Origin of the sequence: Lacibacter cauensis (genome assembly GCF_007830055.1) — a bacterium.
Lineage (GTDB): Bacteria > Bacteroidota > Bacteroidia > Chitinophagales > Chitinophagaceae > Lacibacter > Lacibacter cauensis.
Window position 1 is genome coordinate 754029 of the sequence record NZ_VLLE01000004.1, and the last position, 19634, is coordinate 773662.

A 19634-nucleotide genomic window follows, 5' to 3' on the forward strand; every position below is an offset into this window, starting at 1 on the left:
CTGATACGAAACAGGTACTAATCAAAATCACGGTTGATGCTTTTTTTAAACATGTTCTGTTGAAAATGCGGCTATGCATCCTGCACTGTCATGGTATACGTTAAGCTGTCGTGCCACATTAAACCGCCAAAAAACACACTAAACAATTCAAACGGAATAAGACGGCAAAGTGTCCGCAGAAACGCTTTCTTATAACCAAGAGGAGAACCGTCAACCTGTATGGCTTTTGTTTTCGTAAGCAGTTTGCCCAATGTTTTTCCCTTTGCGCCTTCTAGCAACGTATAGTACAAAAAATAAGAAGCAACAAATGCGATCAAAAAAAGCAGTTGTATCGATCCGCCCGGATAGCCATCTCCATCAAACCTCAGTGCAAATGCTAACAAGCCCGTTATTAATCCTAAAAGGAAATTGAGTACATAAAAAGCAACTGTGTCAACGATAAAATTTAACAGGCGTTGACCAGTACTTGCAAATTTGAACTGTGGTTCGGTAAAATCGGAAAGTACATTTGTTTGTTCTTCCATAAGTTTTGGTTGTGATGAAGGCTTTAAATTAATTCTTTCTTTTTGCTTACAAATAAAAAAGCCGCAGCAGTTGCTGCGGCTTGTAAATAAAAGTTCGGTTTATTATTACCAACCAAGAATCCATGCAAACATCAGCGGCGCTACAATGGTAGCATCACTTTCTACAATGAATTTTGGTGTATTGATGTCGAGCTTACCCCAGGTAATTTTTTCGTTGGGCACTGCACCACTGTACGAACCGTACGATGTTGTTGAATCGCTGATCTGGCAGAAATAACTCCAGAACGGAACATCGTGCCATTCAAGATCCTGGTACATCATGGGCACCACACAAATCGGGAAATCGCCTGCAATACCACCACCAATCTGGAAGAAGCCCACACCTTTTCCATCGCTGTTCTGGCGGTACCAATCGGCTAACCACACCATATATTCAATACCACTCTTCACGGTACTTGCTTTCAGTTCGTTTTTAATTACGTAGCTGGCGAAGATGTTACCGGTTGTGCTGTCTTCCCAACCCGGCACTACGATCGGAATATTTTTTTCTGCAGCAGCAACGATCCAACTGTTCTTTGGATCGATTTCGTAATACTGTTCCAGGTCGCCGCTTAATACTGTTTTGTATAAGAACTCATGCGGGAAATAGCGTTCGCCTTTTGCTTCTGCTTCCACCCACTGGCGGTGCAGATGTTTTTGCAAACGACGGAACGCTTCTTCTTCCGGAATACAGGTATCGGTTACACGGTTGTAGTGGTTTTCTAACAAATCCCACTCATCCTGTGGTGTAAGATCACGATAGTTGGGCACACGCTTGTAGTGGCTGTGTGCTACCAGGTTCATTACATCTTCTTCGAGGTTGGCACCTGTACAGCTGATGATCTGTACTTTATCCTGGCGAATCATTTCTGCCAGGCTTAAGCCTAACTCTGCAGTACTCATGGCACCAGCCAATGTAATCATCATTTTACCACCTTCGTTCAGGTGTGCTTCATAACCTTTAGCGGCATCCATTAAAGCTGCTGCGTTAAAGTGACGGTAATGATGCTGGATGAATTGAGAAACGGGTCCTTTGTTCATTTGTTGAATTTTAAAAGTGACCGCCTTCAGACCCCGGCTGTAAGCGTCGGGGGACTTTGCGAAAGAGTTGCAAAAGTAACGGATTGTGCGAAAAAAGGAGAGCGTTTTATTCGTTGCCGTAGTATTGCCCATAGGGAAAATAAAAAGCCCTCTTTTGTAAGAGGGCTTATCCAAAACAACAAGCAAACTACTGCTTTGTTATACACTTTTTTTCTTGGTTTTGCTAATACGTGTATAGTCGCCGGAAGCAAAAATTTTATACACACTTACGCATTTGTCATCGTCGATTTTTACAAGGTAAAACTGTTCACCTTCTTTGCTGATTTCGGCTACATTCAACAAGGTTTTATTCGCTGCTAATTCTTCAACTGTTTTTGCACTGAGGTAAGTCATTTGCGAAGGTTGGATAGAACGTTGCATTGCCTGCAGGTCACCGTTATCGGAGTACCAGGCCAGCATCCAGTCGTTATTCAGCTTAAACGATACGAGATAGTAACCATCTTTTTGTGTCCAGGAAACTTCTTTGGCTTCGCTGAATTCTTTTTTAAACGCTTCCTGTGCCTTTTCATTTTCAATTGGAGAAGGAGAAGCCCAGGCTGAGGCAGTGATGAAAGCTGCCGCCAGCATTACGAAGATCTTTTTCATACAGAACATATTTTTAAGGTTTAATGATTAATGACTCTTTACAGAAATCATTTTTGATGATGCAAACATATTTTTATGCTTGTTGTAGTGCAAGTGAATCGTGACAAAAGGCTGTTAACAGTACGTTCATAGTGATGAGCGGATGCAACAGGTGTAACACGGACATTCAGAAAAACAAAAACCCTTTACAGCAAAGGGTTTCAGCTACTCTTAAAGAAATGATAAATGCCGATTGGCTTCACGAACGGCAAAACCTGTAATGGTTGAACGGAAAATACTTTTACTGTTTTTTACATTGTTCCAGCCAATCGTTAATGCCTTGCACAATTGTTTGCGCCATCTGTTTACGGTAAGCAGGGTTGAGTACATTCATTTCATCTTCCGGATTACTGATGAACAATGTTTCGATTAAAACATTGGGGAACTCTGTAAAACCATTGAGCATAAAATTGAAATTGCCCACATTACCATACTCGCCCAAACCCATTGCCAGCATACGTTGTAAAATTGTTTGTGTTAACGACCGGTAGCCAATGTGTTTATAATACGTGCTGACGCCTTTGGTTGTAAGCGGATCGGCACTGCTGTTCAAATGAATACTCAACAGTAAATCAGGATCTTTTTCCTGGTAGTAGGTATAGCGATCGTGATTATCGTACGTTGTATCTTTTAACCTTGTGGTAAGTACGGTTGCTCCTTCTGCTTCCAATACAAGCTGCAGTTCTTTTGCAATGGCCAGCGTCATATCTTTTTCCGCTACACCGGTTAAACCAAACGCACCTTTGTTGCTGCCACCATGCCCTGCATCAACTGCAATTACAAGATCTTTTAACAACAAACTCTTTGGTTGCCGTTTTACTCTAACAACAAGTGTATTGCCATTATAGTAGATGCGATGGCCCCAAGGCTGCGGATGTTTTAACTGAATGTTGATGCGGAAAATGTCTTCTTCAAGTTGGTTATAGGTTACGTTTGCAATTTCGTTGCTGCTGCTCATTTGCGTAATCCAATTAGTGTTGGATATTGCACCAAACACATCAACCGTTATGGTAGACGGATTCACTTGCTGAAATGTTTGATAAGCCAAACGCTCTGTCAATGCAAGCGAAACATAATCAAAACTGCTGTCGCCCCATACACGCATGTTACCGGTGAGTGATGAAGGTGTATAATTTTGAGCTAACACATTTACATGCTCAGCTTCGATATACGCCTGCCGGTTTTTACTCAGCTGCACACAATACTTATCGCCTACTTTGTTTACTGCTTTCAACTTTACCAGCGAGTCAACATAACCCATCTTTGTTCCACCTAATCGATCTTCACCCAAGCCTAGTAAAATGTACGGGATCTTCCCTTTAGTTTGCAGCAGCAACCCATTCTCCGGCATTGTTGCAAAACTGCTTCTGCTCGTTGCTTCAACAGGATCGTTGCCATCGGCCCAAACCATCAGTTTCAATTTCGATGGTTTGGATGTAAACAATTCATCATTCGGTTTTACAACATACTCCAGCTGATAAATTCCTTTTACGCCGTTTGAATCTTTAACCGGCAGTTCGGTAAACTTTGTTCCGTTCTCCAGTTGTACCACAGCACCTGGTAATGCTTTTGCTGTCATCTTTAATCTATCGCCCGGCTTTACCAGTACATCACCTTGCGGTTCAATACGCCAATAAGCCACGGTATTTGTTGTAAGCGATTTTTCTTTTTCGGGTAACTGATACTTGTAAAAGATTCGCTGCGTTTCTTTTGTGCCTTTTTCGTTTACAGCCTTTAGCAAAAAACTGGTATCACCCAACTGCAGTTTCAGTTCAACAGCAAATGCACCTGTTGGCCACACTTTCACATCTGCACCGTTTATTGTTACCGTACAGGTTTTGCAGGTAAGGCCTGCTATATATTGTTTCGATGCAGTAACGGTATTTTGATTTTTTATGGGCGTACTTAACCGCAAAAACACCTGTTGGGCTGTTGCTGTTTGTAAAAAAAAGACCGATGCAAAAAAAAGGAGCCTCATATAGTAAGTTAAAAAGGAGAAAAGCATGCCATACTTACAGGAACAACGAAATACAAGTAAGGCTTGCTGATTCTTGAAATAAAAAATCCTTTGCAAATTAGGCAAAGGATTTTTAAACGGGTGTAGCCGCAGGCTCACCATACTTATAACGGATACTTTCCGTCGTTTCTCAGCTTCGCTACGATGCGTCTTCTTGCTTCTTTTGTATTGAAAGGATCAACTTTTGTAAATCGTTTCAGACCGAGCAACATCATGCGGTGTTCGTCGCCTTCTGCAAATGCATTGATGGCATCTTTACCGAATTTGTTAATACGGTCTGCAGCATCGTACAAATAAGTACGCATGATATCCAGTTCAAACGCACAAGCTGCTTCGCCTTTTTCTTCCACGAGTTTTGCTGCACGCAGTAAAGCACTTTCTGCATTAAAGGTTTGGATAGCCATATCGGCAATATTCATCAGCACTTCCTGCTCGTGCTCAATCTTCATCATAAACTTTTGCACTGCAGCGCCTGCCGTTAACATAATGGCTTTTTTGAAATTGGCAATCGCCTTGTATTCTTTTGCAAACGCTGTTTCGTCTTCACTGCCAAAATCAGGAATGCTCATCAGTTCTTTCTGCACATTCATGGCGGCATTCATAATATCCAGTCGGCCTTTCATGGCACGCTTCAACACCATATCAACGGTTAACAAGCGATTGATTTCATTGGTGCCTTCGTAAATACGGTTGATGCGGCTGTCACGGTATGCACGTGAAATATCATACTCATCACTAAAGCCATTCCCGCCATGTATCTGCACACCTTCATCTACCACATAATCCAGCACTTCACTACCATCTACTTTCAGCATTGCACATTCAATAGCGTACTCTTCGGCTGCACCAAGCAATGCTTCGTTAAATGGTTTACCCGCAGCCAGCAACTGGTGCTCCATATCATCGATCCATTTACTGGTACGATACAGCGCACTTTCGCACACCCAAATGCGGATGGCCATTTCTGCAAGCTTATGTTGAATAGCCCCGAAGTTGAGAATAGGTTGTTTAAACTGCTCACGTGTTGCTGCATACGTTAATGCAATGTTGAGCGAACGTTTAGAACCACCCAATGCAGCAGCAGCTAATTTCAAACGACCAATGTTGAGAATGTTGAAGGCGATAACATGACCTTTACCAATTTCGCCCAGCAAATTTTCTACAGGCACTTTACAATCCTGGAAATAGAGTTGCACTGTAGAGGAACCTTTAATCCCCATCTTGTGTTCTTCCGATCCTTGTGTAAACCCTTCCATACCACGCTCTACAATAAAGCCGGTAAACTCTTTTCCATCAATCTTTGCAAACACGGTGTACACATCTGCAAAGCCTCCATTGGTGATCCAGCATTTCTGTCCGTTGAGGATATAATACTTACCATCATCACTAAGCTTGGCTGTTGTTTTAGCACCTAATGCATCGCTTCCGCTGTTTGGTTCGGTTAGACCATAAGCACCTTTCCACTCACCACTTGCGAGCTTGGGAATGTATTTTGCTTTTTGCTCGGGTGTACCAAAGTACAGAATGGGCAATGTACCGATGCCCGTATGCGCAGCTACGGCAACAGAAAATGAATAACCGCCGCCAAGCGCTTCGTTAACCAAGGTTGATGTAATGAAATCTTTACCGAGGCCACCATATTCTTCCGGTGCGGATGTGCCCAGCAAACCCTGTTCGCCGGCCTTATCCATCAGCGAAGGCATAAGGCCTTCTTCCATTTTGTCGAGACGCTGAACAACAGGCAACACTTCGGTATCAAGAAACGTCGCACACATTTCTTTTACCATTACCTGTTCTTCATTAAAATTTTCGGGAATAAATGTTTCCTGCGGAGTACTTGTTTTAATCAGCCACTCGCCACCTTTTAAGGTTGTTGCAATCGTTGGGGTGCTCATATCAATAGTATTTAAAGTTTAGAGATTCGTTGTTTCAGAAAACAGCCGTTACTTGAGATTATCGTATACAATCTGCAATACTTCTTTACAGATCTCGATCTTATCGGCAGGTACACTTTCCAAAGCTTCGTTTAATGTGTTGTTGGCTACGTTCATGGTTTCTTCTTCCAGCTTGCGGCCCTGCTCGGTTAAAAACACCTGGTTAATTCGGCGGTCGTTTTTACTTGCCACCCGCTTAACGAGTTTCAGCTTTTCAAGATTATCGACCAGCCGTGTAATACTGGGTTTATCACGAAAAGTTGCGTTGCACAAATCCTGCTGGCTCAATCCATCGCTTTTCCACAAATGATAGAGCACACTCCATTGTTCAACGGTAATTTCAATACCGCCCTGCTTCATATTTTTCTGCAAACGCCGTGCTATAGCCGTGCTGGCTTTGCCCGTCATGAAGCTGTATAACTCGCCTTTTTTAAATTGGTTGTTTGGCATATAGTTGTTTATGCAACTACTCAAATATAATAATACTTCCCGAAAGCTGGCAAATTTTTTCTTAAAAGAGTATCTTAAAGTTCACTCCGCCTCCCTCCGCAAAGCAAAACCTGCATTTTCACTTTTAAACCAACCAAACATGACCATCAATGAAGCTGCTCCTGTATCGCAGGGAGAACGTATTGTACTCATCGACTCACTCAGGGGTATTGCCATACTTGGCATTTTACTCATGAACATTCCGGGGTTTGCTTTGCCCGATCCGGTTTACCACGATCCATCTGTTTTAAACGAATGGGGTACCCTCAGTTACAAAGCCTGGTATTACATCGACTGGATATTTGAAGGCAGCCAACGTGCCTTGTTTTCGATGCTGTTTGGCGCCGGCATTATTTTATTTATCAGCAGGCAGGAGCGAAAAACAGAAGGACTCTGGCCAGCCGATTATTTTTTCCGCAGACAATTATGGCTGCTTGTATTTGGTTTATTTAATGCATTTGTATTGCTGTGGTTCTGGGATATTCTTTTCCAGTACGCCTGTTTTGGAATGGTTGCATTTACATTTAGAAGATTAACAACGAAGGGGTTGCTGATAGCAGCTTTTGTTTCGCTTCTATTAATGACGGCAAGGGAAAACATTGATGCCTACCGTGACTATAAAACCATTGCAAAAGGAGAAGCCATTGCAAAAATTGATACCACTGTTACAAAGCTTACTGATAAACAAAAAGAAGAACTGAGTGCAATGACGGAGATGAAGGAACGATCATCAATGACAGCGAAGAAAAAGAAAATGGAAAAAAGTCTTGCCTTGGTTCGTGGAAACTATAGTGAGTTTTACCGCTACCAAAGCAACCGCAGTTTTGAAGGTGAAGTATTTTTTACCTACTTCGCTATTTGGGATATTCTGGTGTTTCTTTTTCTTGGGATGGCTTTTTATAAGTCGGGTGTGTTAACAGGGCAGGCTCCTGTGCGTACTTATCTTATTCTTTGCATTACGGGGCTGGGGTTGGGTTTGTTTCTTTCTTATCTCCGCTTACAACCTTTAATTGTACATAAGTTTAATGGTTTTGAAATTATGCGGCGTTTGCATTTTGAGTTTTATGAAATCTCCAGAACGTTTCGCTCCATTGGTATTTTCGGATTAATCATGTTGTTGTATAAATCCGGTTGGTTTAAGTGGTTGTTTGCTTTGTTACGTCCGGTTGGGCAAATGGCTTTTACCAATTACCTGATGCAATCGTTCCTCGTTGGTTTATTCTTTTATGGCGTTGGATTTGGCATGTACGGAAAGCTGAGCCGTTTTGAAATGTATTATGTTGTTGGCGGTACATGGTTGTTACAAATTATCTGGAGCCACATTTGGCTACGGTTCTTTCGCTTCGGGCCGCTTGAATGGTGTTGGCGCAGTTTAACGTATTGGAAGAGGCAACCGTTTGTGAAATTGTAATGAAAGCCTGTTGTTTAATTTGAGCAACAGGCTTTCTTCTTTGTTGAACAACTTCTTCTGTTACTCTAATTGCAATTATCTTTGCCCCTTCAATGCCGCAATTACACCGCAACGATATACTCAACCTGTTTTCGAAAATTACGCCACGCCGTGCATGGAATATGACGAAAGTGTGGAGCAGTTATCAACTGAGCAGGCTGTTGAACAAACCCATTCAATGGGGTTATCCCGTTTCTATTTCGTTTGAGCCAACTACCAGTTGTAACCTGCGTTGCCCCGAATGCCCCAGCGGCTTACGTGAGTTTACCCGACCCACCGGCATGTTGCAGAAAAGTTTTTTTGAACAAACCATTGATGATATTCATAAAGACTTACTCTATCTCATCTTCTATTTCCAGGGTGAGCCATTTTTGAATCCGGAATTTCTGCCGATGGTGAAGTATGCAGCACAAAAAAAAATTTACACCGCTACATCAACCAACGCACATTACTTAACCGATGAAAAAGCAAAGCAAACAGTTGAGAGTGGATTGGACCGTTTGATCATTTCCATCGACGGTACTACACAGGATGTGTATCAACAGTACCGAGTAGGTGGCAATCTGGAAAAAGTAATTGCAGGTGCAAAGAATATTGTGAAGTGGAAGAAAGAACTCAACAGTAAAAAACCGTTTGTGGTGTTTCAGTTTCTGGTGGTGAAGCCCAACGAACATCAACTGGAAGAGGTAAAGCAACTGGCGAAAGAAGTAGGTGTAGATGATGTGTGGTTTAAAACTGCGCAGGTATACGATTATGAGAACGATCCTAATCAACTGATACCTACACTCAACAAATACAGCCGCTATAAAAAGAACGCCGACGGTTCTTACGCTCCCAAAAACAAATTACAAAACCATTGCTGGAAGCTGTGGCACGCCAACGTTATTACCTGGGATGGTTTGGTAGTACCTTGTTGTTTCGATAAGGATGCCATGCATCAACTGGGTAATTTAAAAATGCAATCCTTTAAACAGGTGTGGCAAAACGATAACTACAAACAGTTTCGCCGTGAACTCATGACCAGCCGCAAAAACATCGATATCTGTGCCAACTGCAGCGAAGGGTTAAAAGTGTGGGAAGAATAAAATAATTTGCCGGTTCAACCTTTAATAGTACCCGTTCAGGAGTTTTTCTTCCTGTTCGGCTGTTGTTGTTTCTATCTTTCAAAAAAATAATTATGAAACAACTATTGCTTTTCATTTGTGGCTCTGTGCTGTTTTTCTCCTGTAAAAAAAATAATTCTGTAACGCAACAGCCAACAGTTATAAAAGAGTTTACATTAAACTTAAGTGCCAAAAACGAAAACCCTGCACCGGCAGGCAGAAATGAAACAGGTGTTTTTGTTTTAAAAATTATGAGCGATAACTCTGTTCAATACAATATTACCGTTTCGGGCCTGTCTTCTACCGATGCATTAACATCTGCACACATTCATACAGGTAACCCGGTTGTAAACGGTGGTGTAATTTTAAATTTTACCCCAACTTTTACCGGAGGTGCAGCAAGCGGAACTGTAAAAGATGTTCGTACTACCTTATTAGACAGTATGAAAAACGAAGCGGTTGACCTTTACGTAAACGTGCATTCGTCTCAAGTTGGCAGTGGTTTGGTAAGAGCACAATTAAACAAAACAGTTGAATGGACACAGGATGTTGCATTAGCCGGCAGCAATGAAGTACCTGCTGTTACAACAACAGCAAACGGTACAGCAAGGTTTCGTTTAACAAGTGATGGGACTATCTATTATCTTGTGAATGTTACCGGCTTAACTGCAGGTGATGGTACCCTAACTGCTGCACATATACACAATGGTGCAGCCGGCACAAACGGCTCTGTATTGCTTGCCTTAGCTTCGGGTGCAGCCGATTTTGGTGTAGATAAAAAAGTAGTACTTACCGATGTGCAAAAAACAGCTATTACCGGCACCTCTGCTATTTATGTTAATGCTCATTCAAGTACATTTCCCGGAGGGCTTCTTCGTGGACAGATAAGATAGTTTGCGCCTCCTCATTATAACCGGGCTTGTGCCCGGTTTTTTTATGGCTGAACCTGTTGCAGTTTTTCTTTGTAATTTCATTTCATGGCATCATTCAGCAGCCGCTTACGGCAAATTATTCTCTTGGTTGTTTTAATTGCGCTGGGCTTTTTATTGGTAAAGGAGCTGTATATTTTTCTGCCCGGCTTTTTAGGTGCAGTTACATTATACATTCTCAGCAGAGGATGGTACCGGTATCTAACCATCAATCGTAAATGGAACAAAAACGCAACAGCCACTTTGTTCATGTTTGGCTTTCTCATTATGATTGGTTTTCCGGTGTATTACATCATCAGTTTACTATCACCCAAAGTAACCGAAGTATTTAAGCATTCAGATGAAGTGCTACTTGGCTTAAAATCTGTTTCTGCGCAAATAAAAGAATGGACCGGACAGGAGTTGTTTACCGATGCCAATGTTGCTGAGTTGCAAAAACGTATTGCAAACTTCTTCCCCGCTTTTCTCAACAGCACAGCCATGATTCTGTCGAACCTGGCGATGATGCTGTTTGTATATTTCTTTATGCTTACCAATGGCAAAGCCATGGAAGCTTCGTTCGATTACTTTTTACCGTTACACGAAAAAAATATTGATATACTCGGCAAAGAAACCATCAGTGTTGTGCGTGCAAACGCCATTGGTATCCCACTGATCTCTTTTATACAGGGTGTTTTTGCCATGATCGGTTACTGGATCTTTGGCATAAAAGAACCGGTCTTATGGGGTTTTATTACCGGTGTGTTTGCGTTCTTTCCTATTGTTGGTACAACGCTCATCTGGGCTCCACTGGTTGTGTATTTGTTTTCGCTAGGGAACACAGGCCAGGGAATTGGTTTGCTCATTTACAGTTTACTGATAACCGGCAACGTTGATTACCTCGCCCGTATTACATTGATGAAACGTTTGGGCGACGTGCATCCGATGGTAACAGTATTGGGCGTCATTGTGGGATTAAGTTTGTTTGGCTTCTGGGGTTTTATTTTTGGTCCCTTACTCATCAGTTACTTTATGTTGCTGTTTAAAATTTACACCAACGAGTTTGGACCAATGCATGCTACGGATAATGTGCATGAGCACGGATCTTAGGAACCACGAAGACTCAAAGAACAGAGAGGAACACAAAGAATACAATTAACGATTGCTTCGTGAAGCTTTGTGACTTCTGTCTTTGTGGTTCAATTCTTTTCAAGTTCCTTTATCCACTTACTAATCAACGCCACTCCTTCTTTATGAATGCGTGTTCTTACCAACTCCGGCATGGCAATTCCTACATCGGTACTGTTCATCCGATATACTAAAAACGATTGATTGGGTTTGCCTGGTTCAATCGCATATTTGAGATTGCCACTTCCTCTGCCTGCAGCAACAGGTGTTTTAAAAATACCAAGTGCTGTTGGGTTGCTTGTATGAATATCTAACAACAAACCCGATGTACTTGCCGGACCATAGGCATTATGGCAATGACCGCAATTAATATCAAGATAAGCTCTTGCCCGATCGTTGAGGCTACCACTTTGCTCATCGTTCCATTTGGCATTGGCAGGAATAGTGGTTGATGGAAGAACGATGAGCCCACGCTGTTGCCAATACTGTAATTGATTTTGTTTACCTGTTGCATAAGCATAGTCACCATTAAGGTGACGGGCTGCCATACCAATGGGCACAATCGTATCTCTGCGACTATGACAACCTTTGCATTGCGGTTGACTAGGCACTACATATTCTGCTTTTATTTTCTTCCCTGCTGCATCAATGTATTCAGCCGTTGTTACATCACCAATGGGTTCAAACACCGCATCGGTTTGTTCTTCGTTCCAGATGTATTGATAGGTATGCCAGCCATCCTGCATATGCGCCAGTAAACGTGTTTCAATAATTCGTCGGCCCAGTTCCGGTTTGCGTACATCGTTGTAGAAATAAAAGTTTTTGATGAGCACTGTGCCCAATGGCATATCAAATAAATGGTCGGCGTTGTAGCTGATCTTTTTTCCTGCCGGTACTTTTATGAAGCGTGCCTTTTCTGCATAATCGGTAAACAAAGGCGTGTTCAGGTCGTAAGGAATAATATCGTCAGCAGGCTGCAGTTTGTTCAGTTCACCTTTAAAGAAGTTGTATTCGCTGAGGTTTTCGTGAAATTGAAAATAAGGATCGGTCTGTTTGTTACTGAATGATAAAACAACAAACATGCAGCTTAGCACAATAACTGTAATAACAATTTTCTTCATGATTCGAAAGTAAATTTTTCTGTCATACCGACGAAGGAGGTATCTGCCCGGCTTTGTACAAATGCCTAACAGATTCCTCGTGCCTCGGAATGACAATTGCTATTCCTCAATTCTTCAACTCTACATTTGGTATCGGCTGTAACGTACAATCATGTTTCAATGCATCACGACTGATCTTTTTAAATCCATTCTCCGCATCCAGATTGGCAAAGCTTTGGTTCGTGTTATTGCGGATGCAGATCTCTGCCGGGTTCTTTGCATCCACAATACCATCGTATTGAATGTGCGGTACATTTTTTCCAAAGCGTAGTTTAAAGCGATACATCTTTCCCATTCTTCCTTTACCGGTTGCCCTCACGTTTTCACGTTCGTAATTGTTGTTATAAACATTGATCTGTGTTGGAAACGGATAGTACGATGAATCTTTAATCGGGTTTTCAGTAATATAATAACTCACAATAGCGGTGCTGGCGGTGATGTTGTTGACGATCTTATTCTCAAACACATCCACATGGTTGGTGGCAAGGATCATTACTCCGGTTCCCTGCGGAACTTTTCCAACAATATTTCCTTTGGGTGCAAAGTTGATATGATTGTTGTGATGCACATTGTTCCGGTATACCCGAACATAACCACCTTTCTTCTGCACGAGATCGGGCAGATCGAAAATTAAAATACCACCAGTGTTGTTGGTTGTTTCGTTATCATACACATCTGCATACAACGAGTTTTCAATTTCAATACCGGCTACATTTTCGGTTGCCTTTGAATTACGCACAATAATGTATTTGCTTTGTCCCACATAAATCCCGGCATCGCTGGCGCCTCGTGCTTCGCATCCATCAATCAATACATTCGTGCATTGCACCGGGTATAAACCGTATCCGCCATTATTACTGTTTGCTCCTCTTGTCCATTCAGCTTTCACCTGTTTAAACGTCATACCATCAACATACTGCGTTTTTACGGCATCGCCTTTTGTATCCTGTACGGTTACATCCTGCAGTGTAATGTTTTTTCCGTTGGTAATTTTTATCCCTTCTGCACCACTTACCTGGTTGGTAAAATTGAGAATGGTTTTATCCATTCCCTTTCCTTTAATAATGACGTTTTTCTTTCCGTCGAGCCACAAACTCATGTTGAGTTGAAACGTCCCTTCCGGTAATTCAATGGTTGAGTTGTCGGTTGCTGTTACAAACAGACGCTGCAGTTTCTTCTGCTCTGCATCCTGTGCGTTAACAGTTGCAAATGAAACCAACAAAACAAAGCTGATACAAAGACGAAAGAAGCAAAGCATAATAGTGGAATAAGGTTGCAACAAATTACAAATTCTTTTCTACGCTTGCAGTGCTTTCGCTAACTTTCAATCTTAAAACATTTGTTATGTCATTCAACGGAAAAACAGTTTTCATTACCGGTGCATCAAGAGGTATAGGTAAAGCAATGGGTTTAAAATTAGCGAAGGAAGGTGCCAATGTAGTAGTGGCAGCAAAAAGTGTAGAAGAAAATCCAAAGCTCGGCGGTACTATTTTTTCTGCAGCGGAAGAAATGACAGCTGCTGGCGGTAAAGGATTAGCTATTCAGTTAGATATTCGTTTTGAAGACCAGATACAGGCGGCTGTTGATAAAACAGTTGAAACATTTGGCGGTATTGATATTCTCATCAACAATGCATCGGCTATTTCACTTACGCCAACCGAACAAACAGAGGCCAAACGTTTTGATTTGATGCACAGCATTAATGTACGTGGTACATTCTTCATGACGAAGGCTTGTATTCCGCATTTACGCAGAGGAAAAAATCCGCATATACTTACGCTTTCACCGCCTGTTCATTTAAAACCAAAGTGGCTGGCGGGACATATTGCCTACACGCTCACCAAATTCAACATGAGTATGATGACGCTGGGCTGGGCCGAAGAGTTGAAGAAAGATGGCATTGCTGCGAATGCGCTCTGGCCACGTACAACAATTGACACGGCTGCTGTGCGGAATTTATTGGGTGGTGAAGCACTTGCAAACATGAGTCGTACGGTTGATGTACTGGCTGATGCTGCTCATATAATTTTAAGCAAGCCATCGAACGCATGCACAGGTAATTTATTTATTGATGAAGACGTGTTTGCAGCAGAAGGTATTACCGATTTAAGCAAATACAGTGTAGTGCCTGGTGGCAAGTTGTTTACAGATTTATTTGTGGATTAATTGGCCGCAAAGGCACGAAGAAAGGAAGAAGCACAAAGAGAACCGAACCTGAATTTTGGCTTTACTTTTTTTCTTTGTGCATCTTAAAGCATTTACGCCTTCGTGGCAAAAAAATGTAGGCATAGCTTACAATTCACAACACAGAGAAATAGAGGTGCAGAGAACCCAGAGATTGAGTCAGGCCGCTCAAAGCGGCCAGACAATGAAACTACCAAACTTATTTTTTCTTTTTCTTCTTTGTGCATCTTTCAGCCTTAGCGCCTTTGTGGCAAAAAACATGAAATACTTATTTATACTTTTTCTATTCGCAGCATGTAAAACAAAACCGGCCATGCAAAACGACGAAGTAAAAATTCACGCCTTCCGTTTAAAACCGGGGCAGGATCTGAAACAGGAAATCACATCATACGTGCAGCAGCACAAGATTGAAGCTGGTTGGATCATGACCTGCTTAGGCAGTGTTACACAATACAACCTTCGTTTTGCCAACCAGCCCGAAGGCAATAAAGCAACCGGTCATTTTGAAATTGTAAGTTTGGTAGGTACTGTCAGCATCAACGGTTCGCATTTGCACATGAGTGTAAGCGACAGCACGGGCAAAACCATCGGTGGACATTTGCTCGACAGCAATCTTGTTTACACCACTGCCGAAATTGTAATCGGCGAAGGCAAACAACTGGTCTTTACAAGAGAAAAAGACGGCACAACGCCTTGGGAAGAATTACAGGTAAAACCAAAGCAGTAAGCATGCTTAGCCGTTTACAATTCATCAGTATTTTTTATATAGCAGCTCTGTTGCTCTTTACGGTTTACTGGGCCAACTATTATCCAACTTACAGCGGACATACGAAAGGTGAGGAACTCTTTACTGCATTGGAAGTATTTTTGTTACTCAGCTTTTTCTATTTTGTTGTGTTGCAACTTTCCGTGACCCGTAACAACTGGGTGCTTGCTTTGTTCCTGCCCATCATCAATGCCATTGTTACTTTCTTGATTACGGTTGTTGTATTATGGCTGGGTTCTTTTGATGGCAACCCGGTAGAAGATATTTTAATTTTCGGAGTAACCTATACGTTGCTTTCTGCAACAGTGGGATTGGTGTTGTGGAGGAAAATCTAAGGGAAAGAATTAATTTAGATATTTTCGAAGCCTTTGGCGCAAAGAAAAGAGAACGCAAATGCAATCGCAGAGTGTAATCTCTGCGTTTTACTCTTTTACTTCTTTCTCTGCGCCAAAGTTTTAATAACAAGCAAAATAAAAACCGGAGCTCATCACTCCGGTTTTCTTTTATCGAAATCATTCATTTTACTTTATCACTTCCTTCGGCACTTCTCTTTCTAATAAATTCTTGTAAATAAACAGTGCAATTTCGTTTTGCGAATGCAGCTGTTGGTTACCTCCCCAGCCGTGTCGGCCACCGGGGTACAGCATAAACTCAAAATGTTTTTTCTTCTCCTGTAATTTTTTAATCAGCTGAATGCTGTTCTGCATGTGTACATTGTCATCCATTGTTCCATGATAAATACGCAGTAAACCTTTGTACTGATCGATATAAGTATAAACAGAAGATGATTTATAACCTTCCGGATTTTCTTTCGGTGTATCCATAAAACGTTCGGTGTAATGACTGTCGTACAAACTCCAATCAGTAACACTGCCACCCGCTAAACCATGTGTAAAATAATCAGCACCATAAGTCAGCGCATAACAAGTCATGTAACCGCCATAGCTGAAACCGCTGATGGCCACTTTGTTTTTATCTACGCCTGCATTTTCAATGAGCCACTTTACAATCGTAATCCAGTCTTTCATTTCCCAGTAACCCAGGTTGCGGTGCATATAGTTCACCCCTTCTTTACCAAAGTGGCCGCTTGCACGATGATCCATTGCTACCTGTATCATGCCTTCTTTGGCCCACCATTGCTGCTGCATGTTTAACTGCCAGCCATCATAAACAGTACCTGCGTTAGGACCACCATAAATGCTGATCATCACCGGGTACTTTTTATTCTTATCGTAATTAGCAGGCCACACAATACGCAAAGGCAAATCGTATTTACCATCTTCACTCTTTACACGCAGCAATTCTGTTTTAGCCAATGCCGTTGTTGCAAACGCTTCGCCTTTTGCATTACCTAATTCACGCAACTGTTTTCCTTTCGTATCAACCAATGCCATTACATCGGGCGTAGATACATTGGAATAAGAAGTAACAAAGTAAGTTCCGTTGGGCGATACACGGATATTGCGATGTGTAAACTCGCCAAAGGTTAAACGCATTAAACCGGTACCGTCCATTTTTACTTTGTAGAGATCGTAACGGGCACTGTTGTCTTTACGGCAGGTGAAGTAAACGAGTTTGTTTTTTTCATCCACGAGGTTTACATCCGTAACGGTAAAGCTGCCACTGGTAATAGCGTTGATGCGTTTGCCTGTTATATCGTGCAGGTACAAATGATTCCATCCTGTTGCATCGCTTTGCAGAATAAACTGCTTACCGTTTTTCAAAAACGTAATGCGGTTTGCATCATCAAGATCAATCCATGTTTTTTGTGTTTCATCGTAGATTACTTTTTTGCTGCCATCCGCCAAATTCATTTCATACACTTTCAGATTATCCTGTGTACGAGGCATCCACTGAATCCACAAGGCACTGCCATCGGGTTTCCACATCGGCATACCAAAATACTGATCGTCTTTCTGGTTAAAATCGGCCCACACCGTTGAACCTCCATCAGCAGCAACAACACCCACTTTTACTTCCGGATTTTTATCGCCTGCTTTGGGGTAACGGGTGCGTTCAATAAAGCCATGCTGTCCTTCTTCGCTGTAAATGGGGAACATCGGCACTTCACTTTCATCCATGCGCATGTAAGCAATCTTCTTGCTGTCAGGACTCCACCAAAAACTTTTGTAACGGGTGGCACGACCCAGGATTTCTTCAAAATACACCCAGCTTGCGTAACCGTTTAAGATCACATCAGTACCATCGTTGGTGAGCTGTGTTTCTTTTTTTGTATTGAGGTTGATTGTGTACAGGTTGTTGTTACGTGTAAACGCCACGTATTGCTTATCGGGCGACAGAACAGGGTTCTTCTCTTCGTCTTTATTGTTGGTGAGACGGGTTTCTTCGTTCGCCATTTTCAAATACAGATCGTTGCCCTTGTTGATGATTTCGGGAACAACCACTGTAGTTGTCATCACGGAACCTGCATAATCTGTTTCCTTACCTGTTTTCACATCGTGCAGGTATTGCTTTCCTTCTCTGCGGATGACAAAGCTGTTATCGCCCACCCACTCTACAAATTGCGGTAAAGGTTTGGTTACTTTCTGTGCAGCTCCTTTGAGCATTTGTTCGGTAGTCAATGCTGTTTGTGCCGATGCGCCAAATGCAGCAGCAATAAACAACAGCAAGAATCCATTTTTTCGCATGCTTGATTTTTTTAAGGGGATGAAGATAATTTTTTTGTTGAAAGATGCAGTGGCATTTGGATGAATGGAATAAAAAAGCCGCAGCTGTTTTGCTGCGGCCCGAACAGATAGAAGAATTCTTTATTTCTTACCTAAATTGATCTGCACACCAAAGTTGAGATTGAGTGCGCCCTGATCCATCATATCGCTGTACAATCGGTCGTAGGTAAGCTGTGTAAACAGGCCCACTTTCTTTGAAGGAAACCATGCCAGACCGGCTCCACCACCATAGTTCAAATAATTTAACCGGCCTTTGGTTGTTACTCCGTTGTAAGTAGTTCGATCGAACTGCCAGTTGTACCCTGTTGAAATGACGGCAAACGGTTTCAGTTGCTTTGTTCCAAAATAATATTTGCTGTAGAGTTGTGGCGCAAAGGTGATTGAACGGGATTTGTCTAAATTAAACAGATCGTTGAACGGCGCTTTCTGTTTTAGTGTATTAAAACCGGTTTGTATGCCTGCACCTATTTCCCAATTGTTCTTTACAAAGTAGCCCACGTTTGCGCCTACATTTAATTTAAACCGGTTAAAGGCATCAGTGCTTTGAAACTGTCCACCGCTATTGCTTCCAAATAAACCATTGATGTTGATTGTTCCCTGTTCGGTTTGTGCAGTTGCAGCAAAGGTGCTCAGCAGCATAGCAGTAGCTAAGTAAAATGTTTTCATGTGTTATAAATTTTGAGCAAAGAAACAGGCAGCACCTGTTATAAAAAACAAAAGAAACAGATGCTGTTTTATTTTAACATAACTGTAAGTGCAAGAAAAAACCGCAGCTGTTTTCAACTGCGGTTTACTTTCTTTCTGCATCAAGAAACATTTTTATCAACTCAATATTTCGTGGTAAATGATTTTGTACAACATCCCACACAATCTCAACTTCTACTCCAAAATAATCGTGGATCAATACATCTCTGAACTGCGCCATTCTTCTCCATTCAACGGCTGCATTTATTTGTTTTGTTGAAGTACTGATGAGTTTCGATGCTTCGCCGATAATTTCCAGATTACGAACAACTGCATCAATCATCATGTCGTTTTTTACAAACTCAGCAAAAACAATATTTTTCGTGTAAGCCGCAATCTTATCGCCCGATTGCAAAATGTCGATGAGAAGTAATTTGTCTTCCCGTTTAGGCATAAATCAGTTCGTCTTTTATTGCCTGAAAATACAAAGGCTTGATTGCTTTACGGGTAACCACCTGTACAGATACTGTGGCGAAAGTTTGTTGAAGTAAATCGTAGGTTTCAAATAGAGCAGCGGCAGAAGAATGTTTAAAATCAAGAAGCAGATCAAGATCACTTTCAGGCTTTGCTTCATTACGGCTGTAGGAGCCAAACAATGCAAGCTCCGTAAGTCCATACTTTTCTGCAAGTACCGGCTTAATTGCTTTTAGTTGTTGTATGATCTGCTCTTTGGTCACGCTGAATAAAAGTACAACTAATTTTTTTGAATGATAAGTAACAAAAAACCGCAGCTGTTTTCAACTGCGGTTCATTTATTTTAATGTAGCTCACAACTA

At 41.8% G+C, this 19634-nt stretch carries 19 protein-coding genes; 7 read left to right on the forward strand and 12 right to left on the reverse strand.

The genetic code is table 11. From position 1 onward, the window contains the following. Positions 1–71: 71 nt before the first annotated feature. The 6 genes from IQ13_RS13480 to IQ13_RS13505 all read right to left on the reverse strand — a co-directional run bounded on the left by IQ13_RS13480 (position 72) and on the right by IQ13_RS13505 (position 6689). A complete protein-coding gene (locus IQ13_RS13480) occupies positions 72–524 on the reverse strand; it encodes an RDD family protein (RefSeq protein ID WP_144886896.1) in 453 nt (150 codons plus the stop codon). 105 nt (positions 525–629) lie between these two features. Continuing rightward, positions 630–1604 (reverse strand): deoxyhypusine synthase family protein, encoded by a 975-nt coding sequence (locus IQ13_RS13485; protein WP_144886897.1) that lies wholly within the window; start codon positions 1602–1604, stop codon positions 630–632. 198 nt (positions 1605–1802) lie between these two features. Beyond that, complete coding sequence (locus IQ13_RS13490) at positions 1803–2249, reverse strand: hypothetical protein (protein WP_144886898.1); 447 nt, start codon at positions 2247–2249, stop codon at positions 1803–1805. Positions 2250–2529: 280 nt separating this feature from the next. After that, complete coding sequence (locus tag IQ13_RS13495; protein ID WP_158637394.1) at positions 2530–4266, reverse strand: N-acetylmuramoyl-L-alanine amidase; 1737 nt, start codon at positions 4264–4266, stop codon at positions 2530–2532. A 143-nt stretch (positions 4267–4409) separates the two neighbouring features. Beyond that, a complete protein-coding gene (locus IQ13_RS13500; RefSeq protein WP_144886900.1) occupies positions 4410–6200 on the reverse strand; it encodes an acyl-CoA dehydrogenase FadE in 1791 nt (596 codons plus the stop codon). A 48-nt stretch (positions 6201–6248) separates the two neighbouring features. Then, the gene (locus IQ13_RS13505; RefSeq protein WP_144886901.1) at positions 6249–6689 is read right to left on the reverse strand and encodes a MarR family winged helix-turn-helix transcriptional regulator; all 441 of its coding nucleotides are present in this window, start codon (positions 6687–6689) and stop codon (positions 6249–6251) included. 139 nt (positions 6690–6828) lie between these two features. Here IQ13_RS13505 and IQ13_RS13510 point away from each other — a divergent pair, with 139 nt between their 5' ends. From IQ13_RS13510 to IQ13_RS13525, 4 genes are all read left to right on the forward strand, one after another. After that, positions 6829–8139, forward strand: a complete 1311-nt coding sequence (locus IQ13_RS13510; RefSeq protein ID WP_158637395.1) for a DUF418 domain-containing protein — start codon at positions 6829–6831, stop codon at positions 8137–8139. Positions 8140–8231: 92 nt separating this feature from the next. Further along, complete coding sequence (locus IQ13_RS13515) at positions 8232–9263, forward strand: radical SAM/SPASM domain-containing protein (protein ID WP_144886903.1); 1032 nt, start codon at positions 8232–8234, stop codon at positions 9261–9263. A gap of 92 nt (positions 9264–9355) precedes the next feature. Beyond that, the gene (locus IQ13_RS13520; protein ID WP_144886904.1) at positions 9356–10174 is read left to right on the forward strand and encodes a CHRD domain-containing protein; all 819 of its coding nucleotides are present in this window, start codon (positions 9356–9358) and stop codon (positions 10172–10174) included. Between the two features lie 84 nt (positions 10175–10258). Then, complete coding sequence (locus IQ13_RS13525; RefSeq protein WP_144886905.1) at positions 10259–11299, forward strand: AI-2E family transporter; 1041 nt, start codon at positions 10259–10261, stop codon at positions 11297–11299. 89 nt (positions 11300–11388) lie between these two features. Here the strand turns inward: IQ13_RS13525 and IQ13_RS13530 are convergent, their stop codons facing one another. Continuing rightward, a complete protein-coding gene (locus IQ13_RS13530) occupies positions 11389–12438 on the reverse strand; it encodes an SO2930 family diheme c-type cytochrome (RefSeq protein ID WP_144886906.1) in 1050 nt (349 codons plus the stop codon). A gap of 106 nt (positions 12439–12544) precedes the next feature. Next, positions 12545–13699: a parallel beta-helix domain-containing protein gene (locus IQ13_RS13535; protein ID WP_199758260.1), complete on the reverse strand. Its 1155-nt coding sequence runs from the start codon at positions 13697–13699 to the stop codon at positions 12545–12547. Positions 13700–13821: 122 nt separating this feature from the next. Between IQ13_RS13535 and IQ13_RS13540 the strand changes: the two genes are divergently transcribed. The 3 genes from IQ13_RS13540 to IQ13_RS13550 all read left to right on the forward strand — a co-directional run bounded on the left by IQ13_RS13540 (position 13822) and on the right by IQ13_RS13550 (position 15762). After that, on the forward strand, positions 13822–14643 hold the full coding sequence (locus IQ13_RS13540; RefSeq protein WP_144886907.1) for an SDR family oxidoreductase: 822 nt from the start codon (positions 13822–13824) through the stop codon (positions 14641–14643). Between the two features lie 277 nt (positions 14644–14920). Beyond that, positions 14921–15388: a PPC domain-containing DNA-binding protein gene (locus IQ13_RS13545; protein ID WP_199758261.1), complete on the forward strand. Its 468-nt coding sequence runs from the start codon at positions 14921–14923 to the stop codon at positions 15386–15388. A 2-nt stretch (positions 15389–15390) separates the two neighbouring features. Then, positions 15391–15762: a hypothetical protein gene (locus IQ13_RS13550; protein WP_144886908.1), complete on the forward strand. Its 372-nt coding sequence runs from the start codon at positions 15391–15393 to the stop codon at positions 15760–15762. Positions 15763–15948: 186 nt separating this feature from the next. Here IQ13_RS13550 and IQ13_RS13555 read toward each other — a convergent pair whose 3' ends face one another. The 4 genes from IQ13_RS13555 to IQ13_RS13570 all read right to left on the reverse strand — a co-directional run bounded on the left by IQ13_RS13555 (position 15949) and on the right by IQ13_RS13570 (position 19535). Next, positions 15949–18075: a S9 family peptidase gene (locus tag IQ13_RS13555; RefSeq protein ID WP_144886909.1), complete on the reverse strand. Its 2127-nt coding sequence runs from the start codon at positions 18073–18075 to the stop codon at positions 15949–15951. A gap of 120 nt (positions 18076–18195) precedes the next feature. Continuing rightward, positions 18196–18780: a porin family protein gene (locus IQ13_RS13560; protein ID WP_144886910.1), complete on the reverse strand. Its 585-nt coding sequence runs from the start codon at positions 18778–18780 to the stop codon at positions 18196–18198. A 124-nt stretch (positions 18781–18904) separates the two neighbouring features. Continuing rightward, positions 18905–19252: a HepT-like ribonuclease domain-containing protein gene (locus IQ13_RS13565; RefSeq protein ID WP_144886911.1), complete on the reverse strand. Its 348-nt coding sequence runs from the start codon at positions 19250–19252 to the stop codon at positions 18905–18907. After that, the gene (locus tag IQ13_RS13570) at positions 19245–19535 is read right to left on the reverse strand and encodes a nucleotidyltransferase family protein (RefSeq protein WP_158637396.1); all 291 of its coding nucleotides are present in this window, start codon (positions 19533–19535) and stop codon (positions 19245–19247) included. The genes IQ13_RS13565 and IQ13_RS13570 overlap by 8 nt, the downstream gene beginning before the upstream one ends. Positions 19536–19634: the final 99 nt, after the last annotated feature.

What these genes read in the sequence shown, in the direction of transcription:
- IQ13_RS13500 (WP_144886900.1), bottom strand. Translation starts at nt 6,200, where the DNA reads ATGAGCACCCCAACGATTGCAACAACCTTAAAAGGTGGCGAGTGGCTG.
- IQ13_RS13525 (WP_144886905.1), top strand. Translation starts at nt 10,259, where the DNA reads ATGGCATCATTCAGCAGCCGCTTACGGCAAATTATTCTCTTGGTTGTT.
- IQ13_RS13560 (WP_144886910.1), bottom strand. Translation starts at nt 18,780, where the DNA reads ATGAAAACATTTTACTTAGCTACTGCTATGCTGCTGAGCACCTTTGCT.
- IQ13_RS13480 (WP_144886896.1), bottom strand. Translation starts at nt 524, where the DNA reads ATGGAAGAACAAACAAATGTACTTTCCGATTTTACCGAACCACAGTTC.
- IQ13_RS13505 (WP_144886901.1), bottom strand. Translation starts at nt 6,689, where the DNA reads ATGCCAAACAACCAATTTAAAAAAGGCGAGTTATACAGCTTCATGACG.
- IQ13_RS13530 (WP_144886906.1), bottom strand. Translation starts at nt 12,438, where the DNA reads ATGAAGAAAATTGTTATTACAGTTATTGTGCTAAGCTGCATGTTTGTT.
- IQ13_RS13555 (WP_144886909.1), bottom strand. Translation starts at nt 18,075, where the DNA reads ATGCGAAAAAATGGATTCTTGCTGTTGTTTATTGCTGCTGCATTTGGC.
- IQ13_RS13545 (WP_199758261.1), top strand. Translation starts at nt 14,921, where the DNA reads ATGAAATACTTATTTATACTTTTTCTATTCGCAGCATGTAAAACAAAA.
- IQ13_RS13490 (WP_144886898.1), bottom strand. Translation starts at nt 2,249, where the DNA reads ATGAAAAAGATCTTCGTAATGCTGGCGGCAGCTTTCATCACTGCCTCA.
- IQ13_RS13495 (WP_158637394.1), bottom strand. Translation starts at nt 4,266, where the DNA reads ATGAGGCTCCTTTTTTTTGCATCGGTCTTTTTTTTACAAACAGCAACA.
- IQ13_RS13565 (WP_144886911.1), bottom strand. Translation starts at nt 19,252, where the DNA reads ATGCCTAAACGGGAAGACAAATTACTTCTCATCGACATTTTGCAATCG.
- IQ13_RS13485 (WP_144886897.1), bottom strand. Translation starts at nt 1,604, where the DNA reads ATGAACAAAGGACCCGTTTCTCAATTCATCCAGCATCATTACCGTCAC.
- IQ13_RS13540 (WP_144886907.1), top strand. Translation starts at nt 13,822, where the DNA reads ATGTCATTCAACGGAAAAACAGTTTTCATTACCGGTGCATCAAGAGGT.
- IQ13_RS13520 (WP_144886904.1), top strand. Translation starts at nt 9,356, where the DNA reads ATGAAACAACTATTGCTTTTCATTTGTGGCTCTGTGCTGTTTTTCTCC.
- IQ13_RS13510 (WP_158637395.1), top strand. Translation starts at nt 6,829, where the DNA reads ATGACCATCAATGAAGCTGCTCCTGTATCGCAGGGAGAACGTATTGTA.
- IQ13_RS13515 (WP_144886903.1), top strand. Translation starts at nt 8,232, where the DNA reads ATGCCGCAATTACACCGCAACGATATACTCAACCTGTTTTCGAAAATT.
- IQ13_RS13550 (WP_144886908.1), top strand. Translation starts at nt 15,391, where the DNA reads ATGCTTAGCCGTTTACAATTCATCAGTATTTTTTATATAGCAGCTCTG.